At 62.9% G+C, this 13419-nt stretch carries 14 protein-coding genes; 3 read left to right on the top strand and 11 right to left on the bottom strand.

What is annotated here, in order from left to right:
• Positions 1-63: 63 nt before the first annotated feature.
• Positions 64-834, top strand: coding sequence for a MetQ/NlpA family ABC transporter substrate-binding protein (locus tag AC2T3R_RS00335; protein ID WP_100413574.1), 771 nt, complete (start codon positions 64-66; stop codon positions 832-834).
• A gap of 210 nt (positions 835-1044) precedes the next feature.
• On the opposite strand, the gene AC2T3R_RS00330 is transcribed toward AC2T3R_RS00335, so the two are convergent.
• The 5 genes from AC2T3R_RS00330 to AC2T3R_RS00310 are packed head-to-tail and all read right to left on the bottom strand — an operon-like array spanning position 1045 to position 4928.
• On the bottom strand, positions 1045-1677 hold the full coding sequence (locus AC2T3R_RS00330; protein ID WP_013970305.1) for an SCO family protein: 633 nt from the start codon (positions 1675-1677) through the stop codon (positions 1045-1047).
• A complete protein-coding gene (gene cyoE, locus AC2T3R_RS00325; protein ID WP_013970304.1) occupies positions 1674-2567 on the bottom strand; it encodes a heme o synthase in 894 nt (297 codons plus the stop codon). Before cyoE ends, AC2T3R_RS00330 begins: the two co-directional genes overlap by 4 nt.
• A complete protein-coding gene (locus tag AC2T3R_RS00320; protein WP_015268468.1) occupies positions 2552-3631 on the bottom strand; it encodes a COX15/CtaA family protein in 1080 nt (359 codons plus the stop codon). Before AC2T3R_RS00320 ends, cyoE begins: the two co-directional genes overlap by 16 nt.
• A gap of 9 nt (positions 3632-3640) precedes the next feature.
• A complete protein-coding gene (locus AC2T3R_RS00315; RefSeq protein ID WP_486744477.1) occupies positions 3641-4222 on the bottom strand; it encodes a hypothetical protein in 582 nt (193 codons plus the stop codon).
• Positions 4191-4928, bottom strand: coding sequence for an SURF1 family protein (locus AC2T3R_RS00310; RefSeq protein ID WP_486744476.1), 738 nt, complete (start codon positions 4926-4928; stop codon positions 4191-4193). The genes AC2T3R_RS00315 and AC2T3R_RS00310 overlap by 32 nt, the downstream gene beginning before the upstream one ends.
• Positions 4929-4991: 63 nt before the next feature.
• Between AC2T3R_RS00310 and AC2T3R_RS00305 the strand changes: the two genes are divergently transcribed.
• Positions 4992-5195 (top strand): twin transmembrane helix small protein, encoded by a 204-nt coding sequence (locus AC2T3R_RS00305; RefSeq protein ID WP_003258925.1) that lies wholly within the window; start codon positions 4992-4994, stop codon positions 5193-5195.
• 99 nt (positions 5196-5294) lie between these two features.
• Here the strand turns inward: AC2T3R_RS00305 and AC2T3R_RS00300 are convergent, their stop codons facing one another.
• The 4 genes from AC2T3R_RS00300 to coxB are packed head-to-tail and all read right to left on the bottom strand — an operon-like array spanning position 5295 to position 9536.
• On the bottom strand, positions 5295-6182 hold the full coding sequence (locus tag AC2T3R_RS00300) for a cytochrome c oxidase subunit 3 (RefSeq protein WP_061305069.1): 888 nt from the start codon (positions 6180-6182) through the stop codon (positions 5295-5297).
• A 16-nt stretch (positions 6183-6198) separates the two neighbouring features.
• Positions 6199-6765 (bottom strand): cytochrome c oxidase assembly protein, encoded by a 567-nt coding sequence (locus AC2T3R_RS00295; RefSeq protein WP_015268464.1) that lies wholly within the window; start codon positions 6763-6765, stop codon positions 6199-6201.
• A gap of 10 nt (positions 6766-6775) precedes the next feature.
• Complete coding sequence (gene ctaD, locus AC2T3R_RS00290) at positions 6776-8365, bottom strand: cytochrome c oxidase subunit I (protein WP_013970300.1); 1590 nt, start codon at positions 8363-8365, stop codon at positions 6776-6778.
• 43 nt (positions 8366-8408) lie between these two features.
• Positions 8409-9536, bottom strand: a complete 1128-nt coding sequence (gene coxB, locus AC2T3R_RS00285; protein ID WP_015268462.1) for a cytochrome c oxidase subunit II — start codon at positions 9534-9536, stop codon at positions 8409-8411.
• 369 nt (positions 9537-9905) lie between these two features.
• Here coxB and AC2T3R_RS00280 point away from each other — a divergent pair, with 369 nt between their 5' ends.
• Complete coding sequence (locus AC2T3R_RS00280) at positions 9906-10547, top strand: hypothetical protein (RefSeq protein WP_043935172.1); 642 nt, start codon at positions 9906-9908, stop codon at positions 10545-10547.
• A 131-nt stretch (positions 10548-10678) separates the two neighbouring features.
• Here AC2T3R_RS00280 and AC2T3R_RS00275 read toward each other — a convergent pair whose 3' ends face one another.
• The gene (locus tag AC2T3R_RS00275) at positions 10679-12211 is read right to left on the bottom strand and encodes a SulP family inorganic anion transporter (protein ID WP_013970296.1); all 1533 of its coding nucleotides are present in this window, start codon (positions 12209-12211) and stop codon (positions 10679-10681) included.
• A gap of 192 nt (positions 12212-12403) precedes the next feature.
• Positions 12404-13123 (bottom strand): carbonic anhydrase, encoded by a 720-nt coding sequence (locus AC2T3R_RS00270; protein ID WP_013970295.1) that lies wholly within the window; start codon positions 13121-13123, stop codon positions 12404-12406.
• Positions 13124-13419 lie beyond the last annotated feature (296 nt).

The raw sequence follows: 13419 nt of genomic DNA, 5'->3' as shown, positions 1-13419 counted from the left end.
CCCAATGGGGTCGGCCCGGCCGACCCGTTCGGGGGCCGTCGCGGCCCTCACAAGGAGTGATCAATGAAGAAGCTGCTTGCTGTTGTCGCCGCTGTCGCGGCCTTCTCGGCCCACGCCGAGTCCCTGACCGTTGCCGCTACCCCGGTTCCGCACGCCGAGATCCTCAACTTCGTCAAACCTGTTCTGGCGAAAGAGGGCGTGGAGCTGAAGGTCAAGGAATTCACCGACTACATCCAGCCGAACGTGCAGGTTGCCGAAAAGCGCCTGGACGCCAACTTCTTCCAGCACCAGCCGTACCTGGATGAGTTCAACAAGGCCAAGGGTACCAAGCTGGTGAGCGTTGCCGGCGTGCACATCGAGCCGCTGGGCGTGTACTCGACCAAGATCAAGAAACTGGACGAGCTGTCCTCCGGCGCCACCGTGGTCATCCCCAACGACGCCACCAACGGCGGCCGCGCGCTGCTGCTGCTGGACAAGGCCGGCGTGATCAAGCTGAAGGACAACAAGAACATCCTGTCCACCGTGAAGGATGTTGCCGAGAACCCGAAAAGCCTGAAGTTCCGTGAGCTGGAAGCAGCCACCATCCCGCGCGTGCTGACCCAGGTCGATGCTGCCCTGATCAACACCAACTACGCGTTGGAAGCCAAGCTGAACCCGGAGAAAGACGCCCTGGTCATCGAAGGCAGCGACTCGCCTTACGTGAACATCCTGGTTGCCCGCCCGGACAACAAGGACTCGGACGCCATGAAAAAGCTGGCTGCTGCGCTGCACTCGCCTGAGGTGAAGCAGTTCATCAACGAGAAGTACAAAGGCGCTGTGGTTCCGGCGTTCTGATCCGAAATCCCCGGGGCCGCTTTGCGGCCCATTCGCCGGCAAGCCAGCTCCCACAGGTACAGCGCCAGCCTCAGGCCCTGTGAGGTCCCTGTGGGAGCCGGCTTGCCGGCGATTTGCCCTGGCAGGCAAACCATGAGGACCGAGGCGTACGCCGTACTTTGTGGGAGCGGCCTTGTGTCGCGATAGGCCTGCGCAGCAGGCCCAAAAATCTCAATCCCGCTTCACGAGCCCGGGCAACTGCGCCACCAGCTTCTGGTTGTTGAACGGCGCCCGAATGAACCCGCGCTGACGCCCATCCGGCCCCACTACCGCCAGGTTGCCGCTGTGATCCACGGTATACCCCGGCTTGCTGGTATCGGCCGGAATGAACGGAATGCTCAAGGCATTGGCCAGCTTCTGGGTATCCTCAATCGACCCCGCCACCCCGACGAAATCCTTGTCGAAATAACCCAGGTACTGCTTCAGCTGGTTCGGCGTGTCGCGGTTCGGGTCAACGCTCACCAGCACCACCTGCAGCCGGTCGACGGCCTCCTTGGGCAGCTCGCTCTTCACCTGGCGCAGCTGGGCCAGGGTGGTCGGGCAGATATCCGGGCAGTAGGTGTAGCCGAAGAACAGCAACGACCATTTGCCCTTCAGGTCATCCAGTTGCACCGGCTGGCCGTCCTGGTTGGTCATGGTCACGTCGGCCACGGTACGGCTCTGCGGCAGCAGGATGATGCCGGCATCGATCAGCTCGGTGGGGTTGGGCTGGTCGCGGCCATTGAGCACCTTGTTGACGGTCAGGCCCAGGATCAACGCGACCAGGGCAACGAGGATGAAGACGGTTTTCTGGGTTCGGGTCATAGGTTCAGCAACAGGTAGTGGTCGAGGAGCAACGCGATGAACAGCGCGAACAGGTAGCCGATAGAGTACTTGAAGGTGCCGATCGCTGCGTGCGGCCGGCTGCCACGGTACAACACCCAGGCCCATTGCAGGAAGCGCAGGCCTAGCACCAGGGCGCAAGCCAGGTACAGCGGGCCGCTCATGTGGATGGCGTACGGCAGCAGGCTTACCGCCAGCAATACCAAGGTGTACAGCAGGATATGCAGCTTGGTGTAGCGCTCGCCGTGGGTCACCGGCAGCATCGGGATATCGGCCTTGGCGTACTCCTCCTTGCGGTGGATGGCCAAGGCCCAGAAGTGTGGTGGGGTCCACGCGAAGATGATCAGCACCAGCAGCAGGGGCTCGGCGCTGACATGCCCACTGACCGCCACCCAGCCCAGCAACGGCGGGGCGGCGCCGGCCAATCCGCCGATGACGATGTTCTGCGGCGTGGCGCGCTTGAGAAAGCCGGTGTAAAGCACCGCATAGCCGAGCAGGGAAGCCAGTGTCAGCCAGGCAGTGAGGGCGTTGGTGAACACCAGCAGCAGGGCCATGCCAAGTAGCGCCAGCGCCAGGGCGAACAGCAGCGCCGGCAGCGGCTCGACCCGGCCCTGGGCCAGCGGCCGCTTGTGGGTACGCGCCATCAGCGCGTCGATGCGTCGGTCCACCACATGGTTGACCACCGCCGCGCCGCCTGCACAAAAGCCGATGCCCAGGTTGCCGAACAGCAGCACGCTCCAGCTGACACCCGCACGGGTGGCAAGGAACATGCCCGCCAGCGAGGTGATCAGCATCAGCACCACCACCTTGGGCTTGGTCAGCTCCAGGTAGTCACGCCAACTGGCCCTCTGTGCGCTCAGAAGCGTCGCCACGAATCATTCCTCATGTGGTGGGAGATGCCCACGCCAGCCACGGGCCGCAGGCGCCAGCCATGGCCGACACCCACGCGAACCTTGTCGACCACGCGGATGCGGTAGTTCACCAGCACCATGCTCAACAGCAACAGCGCCCCACCAGCGTTGTGCGCCACGGCCACGGCCAGCGGCAGGTGCAGCAGCACATTGCTGATGCCCAGGCCAACTTGCACCACCAGCGCCAGCAGCACCAGCCGCGCCAGGCCAGGGAGGCCGCAGCGGTGCAGCTTCCAGCTGAGCATCAGCAGCACGCAGGTCACCAGTAATGCGCCCAGGCGGTGGCTGATGTGGATGGCCGTTCGCGCATCACTGTCCAGCTGCCCGCCCAGGTAATTGGGCCCGACATGCTGGGTCAGGTGGAACCCATTGCTGAAGTCCGCCGCCGGCCACCACTGGCCGTGGCAGGTGGGCAGGTCGATGCAGGCGACGGCCGCGTAATTGGCACTGACCCAGCCGCCCAGGGCGATCTGGCCGATCACCACCAGCAAGGCCAGCGCGGCGATCCGGCGCAGGCTCAATGGCAGCTTTGGCAAGGGCGCAAAGGCCCGCGACAGACGTAGGGACAACAGGAACAACAAACTCAGGGTAGTGAAGCCGCCAAGTAGATGCGCGGTGACCACCTGCGGCCACAGCTTGAGGGTGACCGTCCACATGCCGAAGGCTGCCTGGGCCAGCACCACGCCCAGCAGCAGCAAGGGCAGGCGGTAAGGCTGGCCATCGCGGGCATGCCGGCGCAGCGCCTGCAAGGCGAGCAGGGCGATCACCATTGCCAGGGTGCCGGCGAAGTAGCGGTGGACCATCTCGGCCCAGCCCTTGGCGGCTTCCACCGGGTGTTCGGGGAAATGCAGCTCGGCATGAGCCAGCTGCGCTTCGCTCTTGGGCACGCTGATGAAGCCGTAGCAACCCGGCCAGTCCGGGCAGCCGAGGCCGGCGTGGGTCAGGCGGGTATAGGCACCGAGCAGGACGACCAGCAGTGCCAGCAAGGTGGCGAACACAGCAAGGCGGAATCCGGGTCTGGCCATGGCAGGCTCCTAGCCGATGTTGGACAGCTTGAGCAGGTGGCGCAGGTCGTCCAGCACATGCTTGCCGTTGACCTTGGCGTCGTAGCGCAGCACCAGGTTGCCGTGTGGGTCGACGATCCACAGCTGCGGGCCGGTCTCGCCGACCTTTTGCAGGTAGCGTTGCGCATCCAGCGGGTAACGCTGCAACTGTGGGTATTCGCGGCCGAGCAACGCCTGGTAATCGGCACTTGCCGGCTGGGCGGCCGCCAGGGCATGGCTGGCACGGCTGGCATCACGGCCCAGGCCGACCTGGATCTGCCGGGCCAGGTACACCAGCCGCTGGCAATCCTCGGCACAGGCTGTGGGTGCGCTCACCAGCAGCTGCCAGCGCTCGTCCTGGCCCGCCACGCCGAGATCGGAAAGGCTCTCACCGTTGCCGATCATCACGCCGTGGTAGCTGCGGCCGTCCGGCACCCAGAACTTGAGCTTGTACATGCTGGTGGCCAGAACCATCGGCCCGAGCACCACCAGCAGAATCAACAGCAGCTGCAAACGCCCGCGGGCTCTGGGTTTGCTACGTTCAGGCACGTCCAGTGGAGTGGCGGTGGCCATGGCGTTTCTCCTTGTTGTGGCGCCAGCCGAAGTAGAGGTAGAGCAGTACCAAAGTGGTTGCCAGGGCAAACCACTGCACGGCGTAACCAAAGTGTTTTTCCGGGCCCATGGCAACGACCGGCCAGTCCAGGCGATAGGTCGCCGGGCCGGGTTCCAGGCGCAGCTCTTGGGCGAAGCCTTCGCGATCGAGCTGTTGCCATAACTGCGCGGCATCCACGGCGGTCAGCAGGTGCGGCCACTGGCCTCCTGCAGGGTCGGGATGCAGCTGGAACGTGCTGCCAGGCGCGACATATACCGAAGCGTCCAGCGCCAACGCCTGGGCAGGGGTATCGAAATGCACCGGCACGCGGCGGTCCGGCCAGGGCAGCCAACCGCGGTTGACCAGCAGCCACAGGCCGCTGGCCTGGTCATGGAAGGGTTGCAGCAGCTCGACACCGGCCTGGCCATCACGCATGCGGTTGTCCAGCAGCAAAGTGTGCTCGGCGTCGAAGCGGCCATAGAGATGCACGCGGCGGAAGGCATTGTCCTGGTTCGCTGTCAGCTGGGCCATGGCCACTGGCGCTTCGACCCGCCGCTCGGCATAGGCGGCCAGCAGCACGCGCTTTTCCTCGGCACGGCCGAGTTGCCAGCAGCCAAGCGCGATCAGCCCCGGCAGCAGCGCAAGCACCACCAGGGTTGGTACCCAGCCCGGACGAAACGGCCTCATCGGAGCCTCGTCGGGCCGATCGCTATACTTATCCACATCACCGCATCCCCCCGGAGTATCGCCATGCTCAAGGCCGCGATTGTCCTGATGCTGTTGGCCACGATTGCCAGCCTGTTCAGCGGCCTGGTGTTTCTGGTCAAGGACGATGAAAACTCGACCCGTTTGCTGAAGGCACTGACCGTGCGGGTGACCCTGGCGGCCCTCACCATCGGCCTGGTGGCCTGGGGCTTCATCAGTGGTCAGCTGGTCTCACACGCCCCCTTCTGAAGTTTTCACCTGACCCTGTGGGAGCGGGCATGCCCGCGAATGCGATGTTGAATGTACCGACGCATTCGCGGGCGCGCCCGCTCCCACAGGGTTCTCTATTCACAACACATAGACAAAGATGAACAACCCCACCCACACCACATCGACGAAGTGCCAGTACCAACTGGCCGCCTCGAAACCAAAGTGTTTCTCCGGGTTGAAATGCCCGCGCAAGATGCGCACGAACATCACGATCAGGATGATCGTGCCCAAGGTCACGTGGGCGCCGTGGAAGCCGGTGAGCATGAAGAACGTCGCGCCGTAGATACCCGACCCCAGCGTCAGCCCCAGCTTGGTATAGGCCTCGTGGTACTCGTAGGCCTGCAACGCGATGAAGCTGGCGCCCAGGACGATGGTCAGCGCCATCCAGAATTTCAGCGGGCCACGGTGGCCGCGACGCAGGGCATGGTGGGCGATGGTGATGGTCACGCTGGAGCTGACCAGCAAGATGGTGTTGATCAGCGGCAGGTGCCACGGATCGATCACTTCCTTGGGCGGCGGGAACAGTTTCGGGTCGGGCGTGTGCAGCAGCGGCCAGGTGAATTCGAAGGTCGGCCACAACATGTGCGCAACACCCTTGGCCCCTTCACCGCCCAGCCACGGCCCGGCCAGCACGCGCACGTAGAACAGCGCACCGAAGAAGGCCAGGAAAAACATCACCTCGGAGAAGATGAACCAACTCATGCCCCAGCGGAACGAGCGGTCCAGTTGTGGGCTGTACAGCCCCGCGCGGCTCTCCCGCACCACCGAACCGAACCAGCCGAACAGCATGTAGGCCAGGAACAACGCGCCGATGAAGAACATCAGCGGCCCGTGCGACTCGGGGTGGCCGGCCTTCATGTCGTTGAACCAGGTACCCAGGCCGAACACCGTGATGAACATGCCGATGGTGGCGATGATCGGCCACTTGCTCTGCGCCGGAACGTAATAGTGCTCATGACTTGCCATTGCTGTTCTCCTTCCCTTAACGGGCGCCCTGGACGTCCTGGGCCGCGACATGCGCGACCGGCGGGTGGCGAGCGGTGATGTCGAACAAGGTGTAGGCCAGTGTCAGGTGCTTCACGCTGGCCGGCAGGTCGCGGTCGACAATGAAGCGCACCGGCATCTCGATGCGTTCGCCGGGCTGCAGCACCTGCTGGGTGAAGCAGAAGCACTCGGTCTTGTGGAAGTACGCCGCAGCCTCGGCCGGGGTGATGCTGGGGATGGCTTGCGCACTCATCGGCCGGTCGGTCGGGTTATGGGCGATGAAGATCATCTGGTTCACCGCACCCGGGTTGACCTCCAGCTGGTCGGCGGTGGAGTAGAAGTCCCAGACCATGTCGCTGGCATTGGTCGACATGAACTGCACCCGCACCGAACGCGTCGGGTCGCTGACCTGGCTGCCTTCGTACTGCCCTCCGGTCTTGCCGTTGATGCCGAAGGCCTTGCACATCACGTCATAGATAGGCACCAGGGCGAAGCCGAAGGCGAACATCACCACCGTCAGCATCAACAGGCGCAACACCAGACGTTTCAGCGAAAGGCCGTTCATGGCACGGTTCCTATTTCACTTCCGGTGGCGTCTGGAAGGTGTGGTAGGGCGCAGGCGAAGGGATCGACCACTCCAGGCCCTCGGCGCCATCCCATGGCTTGGCCGGTGCCGGCGCGCCGCCGCGGATGCACTTGATGACGATGAACAGGAAGAAGATCTGCGTGGCGCCGAACATGAACGCGCCGATCGACGACACCATGTTGAAGTCGGCGAACTGCAGGTTGTAGTCGGGGATTCGCCGTGGCATGCCGGCCAGCCCCACGAAGTGCATGGGGAAGAAGGCCATGTTCATGCCGATGAACGATAGCCAGAAGTGCAGCTTGCCGAGGGTTTCGTCATACATGTGGCCGGTCCATTTCGGTAGCCAGTAGTAGGCCGAGGCGAAGATGCCGAAGATAGCCCCAGGCACCAGCACATAATGGAAGTGCGCCACCACGAAGTAGGTGTCGTGGTACTGGAAGTCCGCTGGAGCGATGGCAAGCATCAGCCCGCTGAATCCGCCGATGGTGAACAGGATGACAAAGGCGATGGCGAACAGCATCGGCGTTTCGAAGGTCAGCGAGCCTTCCCACATGGTGCTGACCCAGTTGAACACCTTCACCCCGGTAGGCACGGCGATCAGCATGGTGGCGTACATGAAGAACAGCTCGCCGACCACCGGAATACCGACCACGAACATGTGGTGGGCCCAGACGATGAACGACAGGAAGGCGATGGCGCCGGTGGCGTACACCATCGAGGTGTAGCCGAACAGCGGCTTGCGCGAGAACGCCGGGATGATCGAGCTGACCGCGCCGAAGGCCGGCAGGATCATGATGTACACCTCGGGGTGGCCGAAGAACCAGAACACGTGCTGGAACAGCACCGGGTCACCACCGCCGGCGGCACTGAAGAAGCTGGTACCGAAGTGGATGTCCATCAGCATCATGGTCACGACGCCGGCCAGCACCGGCATCACCGCAATCAGCAGGAATGCGGTAATCAGCCAGGTCCAGACGAACAGTGGCATCTTCATCAGGGTCATGCCTGGGGCGCGCAAGTTGAGGATGGTGGCGATCACGTTGATCGCGCCCATGATCGAGCTGATGCCCATCAGGTGGATGGCAAAGATGAAGAAGGTGACGCTGGCCGGCGCGTAGGTGGTGGACAGCGGGGCGTAGAAGGTCCAGCCGAAGTTGGGCCCGCCGCCCGGGCTGAACAGGGTCGAGACCAACAGCAGGAAAGCCGCCGGCAGCAGCCAGAAGCTGAAGTTGTTCATCCGCGGCAGGGCCATGTCGGGCGCGCCGATCATCAGCGGGATCATCCAGTTGGCCAGGCCGACGAAGGCCGGCATCACCGCACCGAACACCATGATCAGGCCGTGCATGGTGGTCATCTGGTTGAAGAACTCCGGCTGGACGATCTGCAGGCCGGGCTGGAACAGCTCGGCGCGGATCACCATGGCGAACGAGCCGCCGAGCAGGAACATGATGAAGCTGAACCACAGGTACATCGTGCCGATGTCCTTGTGGTTGGTGGTCAGCACCCAGCGCATCAGGCCCTTGGCCGGGCCGTGCGCATGGTCATGGCCGTGGGCGTGGTCGTCGATCACTGCACTCATGTCCTGTCTCCTGCAATCCATTGATTGCCGCGAGTAACCCGGTTCATTGCGCTTCTGCCTGCTTCAGCGCCAGCACGTCCTTCGGCGTGACCATGTCACCCTTGTTGTTGCCCCAGGCGTTGCGCTCGTAGGTGACCACGGCAGCGATGTCGACTTCCGAGAGCTGCTTGCCGAACGCGGCCATGGCAGTGCCGGGCTTGCCGTGGAAGACGATGCCCAGGTGGGCTTCCTTCGGCCCGGTGGCGATCTTCGAGCCCTTGAGCGCCGGGAACATCGGCGGCAGGCCCTGGCCTTCGGCCTGGTGACAGGCCACGCAGGTGGTGTGGTAGACCTTGTCACCACGTTCCACCAGCTCCTCCAGGGTCCATTCCTTGCTGGTCAGTTCCTTGAGCTTGGCAGCTTCAGCCTTGCGCTCGCCCAGCCAGGTGTCGTAGTCGGCCTTTGACTTGACCTCGACCACCACCGGCATGAAACCGTGGTCCTTGCCGCACAGCTCGGTGCACTGGCCGCGGTAGATGCCGGGCTTCTCGATACGGGTCCAGGCTTCGTTGACGAAGCCGGGGATGGCATCACGCTTGACCGCGAAGGCCGGCACCCACCAGGAGTGGATGACATCGGCAGCGGTTACCAGGAAGCGCACCTTGGCGCCAACCGGCAGCACCAGCGGCTGGTCGACTTCGAGCAGGTAGTGCTCGTCCTTGGGTGCCTTGTTGTGGATCTGCTCGGTGGGGGTGGCCAGGTTGCTGAAGAACTCCACGTCCTGGCCAAGGTATTTGTAGTGCCACTTCCACTGGTAGCCGGTAACCTGGATATCAATGTCCGACTCGCTGGCATCGTAGATGTCGATCAGGGTCTTGGTGGCCGGGATGGCCATGGCCACCAGGATCAGGAAGGGGACCACGGTCCAGAGGATTTCCACCCAGGTGTGCTCGTGGAAATGCGCAGCCTGCTGGCCGGTGGAACGGCGGTGGATGACCATGGACCAGAACATCGCGCCAAAGACAACGATGCCGATGATCACGCAGATCCAGAAGATGGTCATGTGCAGGTCGAAGACGGCGTTGGAGACTTCCGTCGCGCCTGGGTGCATGTTCACGGTCCAGGCGGCGTTGGCCTGACCAAAAACCGACCACAACAGGAGGCCCATCCAGACATGTGGATGTCGCATCATTGCGGGTTCCCCTTCTCGTTCTTGTAGTCCCGGAGGCGTGGCCTGCGGCAAGAGGGAACGGTGGTCAAGACTACCTGGCTTCGACGACCGAGCCCCTGCTAAAAGCAGTCGGGCCTCATCAACGAATCACGTTCACCGGGAGTATAGACAGCGACCAACGGCACGCAACGAAGCCCGTGAAATGAACTTCATGAAATGGCTGAATGGCCTGAAAACCGCGCGCTTGACACGGCATGGCACAATAATGGCTTTTCGATATGCCTGAGCATGCACACGTTTGCGCGACTTATAACAAATGCGTCTTAGGTATTCTGTATACCGAGCTAATTTAGTGTCTTCCGTTTGAAACGTAATGTCCCTGGAGTTGTCATGAACATCGCTGCTGTACGCGAGCAGGTAAGCCAAGCCCATCAACACGAAGGCCAGACCGGCCAACTGAAAAAGCGTCTCGAGCTGCAACTGCCCCACCTGCACCCCTCGATCCAACTGCCTGAGCAGGACGCCCAGGGTACTTTGGCGCGCTTCGTCAGCGCCTACATCGACCAGGTTCCGGAACTGCTGGAGGCCGCCCATGAGGTCGCCCGCGAGGCCGGGATCGAATCGCAGATCAAACCTGTACTGAAAATAGCCGAGGCCTACTTCCTGCAGCCGCCCAGCGTGATGCAAGGGCATGTGGGCCTGGACTGCCTGCTGGATGAGGCCTACCTGGCGCACCGCCTGGTGGAAGAGGTGAACGACCTGTACATCCGTCACTTCCAGCAACCGTTGATCCCGGTCGACACCACCGTCGCCAACCTGATCGCCCACCAGCTGATTGGCGAAACGTTTGCCAATCAGCTGGATGAAGTGGTGCACCACTCGGTGGATGAAATGTTGAACGACGAAAGCTTCGCGGTGGAGTCGGTGGAGGCCTACCGCGAGAAATTGAGCAGCCCGGAAACAGGCGCGGCGTGGAAGCGCTGGCCGTGCCTGTCACGGCAGCTGGGGGTGGAGCTGGGCCAGCCGGCCTGAAGTTCCTGTCCCGGCCTCTTCGCGGGCACGCCCGCTCCCACAGGGAAAGCACATGCCTTGATGACTGTGGATTACCTGTGGGAGCGGGCGTGCCCGCGAAAGGGCCGGCTCATGCAGCAAAGATTCCGGCTCTAGGCCCCAACCCCGGCCGTAGTCCGCATCCGCCCCTCGATCCGCCGCTTCAAGCGCCGCTGCTCGATCAGCAACCGCGACCCATTGGCCGAATTACTGCGCCCCCAATCCTCAAGCAGCTCAAGGCACGAGTGGTCGATATAGCTGAGGTTACCCAACGGCACATGCAGGGTGGTCCCCGCCGGCACGCTATCCAGCACCTGGGTCAGCGCCGGCACCTTGAGGAAGGTGGCCGCGCCACTCAACCGCAGCTCCATGTGTCCAGCCTTCTCCAGGCTGACCAGGTTGATCTTCAACCGCGCCGCCTTCAGTGCCAGCTTCAGCAAGGTCAGGGCAAAGCCCAGCAATACACCGGTCAGCAGGTCGGTAAAGATGATCGCCAGCGCCGTCGCCGCGTAGGTGAACATCGGCATGCGGCCATAGCGGCCCAGCCCACGAAACGCCTTGAAATCCACCAGCTTGACCCCGGTAAACACCAGCACACCCGCCAGGCTAGCCACCGGGATCTGCTGCAGCACGCTGCTCAGCGCCACCACGAACGCCAACAGCCACAGGCCATGGAAGATCGCCGAAGCCCGGGTCTGCGCACCCGCCTGCACATTGGCCGAGCTACGCACGATCACCCCGGTCATCGGCAACGCACCGAGCACCCCGCACAGCATATTGCCGATGCCCTGGGCCGACAGCTCACGATCAAAGTCCGAACGCTGGCCGCTGTGCATGCGGTCAACCGCTGCAGCCGACAATAAGGTTTCGGCACTGGCGATGAAGGCCAGGGCAAAAGCGGCGACCAACAAGGTAGGGTCGGCCAGTTGCATCAGGTCACCAGGGCGGATCCAGTCGATGGCCTCGGACAGGTCGGCCGGCACCTGTACGCGGTTCACCGGCAAAGCCAGCCAGATACTGATGGCCGTCATGGCCGACACACCCAGCAGGGCACCCGGGACGAAGCGCAGCCGCTGCGGTCGCAGCCGCTCCCAGCTCCACATGATGGCGATGGTGCCCAGGCCAAGCGCACCGGCCATCCAACCAGAGCCGGCGCTTTCCTGCGGTAGGGCGGCGGCCACGGTCGCCGGGAACTCCAGCAGGTTCTGCATGCCGGATGGCTGCGGCGCGGTGTCGAACATCACATGCACCTGCGAAAGCACGATCAGCACGCCAATCCCCGCCAACATGCCGTACACCACCGCCGGAGCGGTAACCCGGAACCAGCAGCCCAGGCGCAGGCGCCCGGCCAGTAACTGCAGCAAGCCGGCCAGCAGCAGGATCGGCCCGAGCATGGCCATGCCGTGCTGGCGTACAAGCTCGAATACCAATACCGCCAGACCGGCGGCCGGGCCACTGACCTGCAGCGGCGAACCGGCGAGGAAACCAACGACAATACCGCCGATAATGCCGGTAATCAGGCCTTTGGCCGGCGGCATGCCAGAGGCGATCGCAATGCCCATGCACAACGGCAGTGCCACCAGGAAGACCACCACCGACGCCAGCAACTCACGCGGCAGGGCCGCTTTCAACTGTGTAATGTTCACCGTGTTTCTCCTTTCTTTGTCACACAGCCATTCCCCTGGCCGTGGGCACGTTTGCCCCTGACGAGCGCGCAGGCGCGGGCCGCCAGCGGGCGTGCCGGCAAGGCAGTCAGGGAATTCAAGGCAGCCGAAGGCCGTGCCACACCCCTACGGGGTGCAGCCGGCTATCAAGGTTCCAGCGGGTGGATGGGTCGCTTAGTAGCGGCCTCTCGGAGTAGCGCAGGGGACCGGCTCGCCAGCAGCCAAGGGCAGGAAGGTATCGCTGGCAGCGTCGTAGGCTTCGATCTTGCTGGTCTCGATGTCGTAGACCCAGCCATGGATGTACAGCTCACCGGCTGCCAGGCGCGAGGCCACCGAAGGGTGGGTGCGCAGGTGATGCAGCTGGGCGATGACGTTTTCTTTGGTCAGCACCTGCATGGTTTCGTGTTCGCTGCCGCACGAGCAGTTGTTCTCGACCACGGTGCGGGCCACTTCGGCGTGGCGCAACCAGGCGGACACGGTCGGCATCTTGGTCAGCGATTGCGGGTTGAGTACGGCACGCATGGCGCCGCAGTCGGAGTGGCCGCAGACGATGATGTGATGCACTTTCAACGCCAGTACGGCGTATTCGATGGCGCTGGAAACGCCGCCGTTCATCTGGCCATACGGCGGCACCACGTTACCGACGTTACGGGTCACGAACAGGTCGCCAGGTGAACTCTGGGTGATCAGCTCGGGAACGATGCGCGAGTCGGCGCAGGTGATGAACATGGCTCGCGGGGTTTGCGCGGTGGCGAGCTTCTTGAACAGCTCTTGCTGCTCGGGGAAAACGTCATGGTGAAAACGCAGGAAGCCGTCGACGATGTGCTTCAGGGCGGCATCGGCGCTCTCCGCGGGGACCTGCGGTACGACCTTGGATGGGTCCTTGACGGGCATGATTCATCCTCTTGACGGTGTGTAGGTAAATCCATTTTACCGGTGAAAGATTCTGGCTATGCAGGGATTTAGATGACACGCACGGGCCATAGATCACAGTCGGTGAAGACTGATTTCCTACGCTAGCGGGGAAAACTTAACTGAAACTTAATTCGAAGGCTCTAGAACAGGTGTTCCAGATAGGAAAGGCGGGTATTGGATAATAGCAAAAAAACATCAACTGCCAAGAGCCATTACTGCAATTATCAACTTTAATTAGTTGCATTGAGGGCTGGCAATGCGCCACATGCGGGCAC

It is taken from the genome of Pseudomonas sp. PVC-5-1 (assembly GCF_057444345.1).
This window is presented reverse-complemented; position numbering and strand designations above follow the sequence as displayed.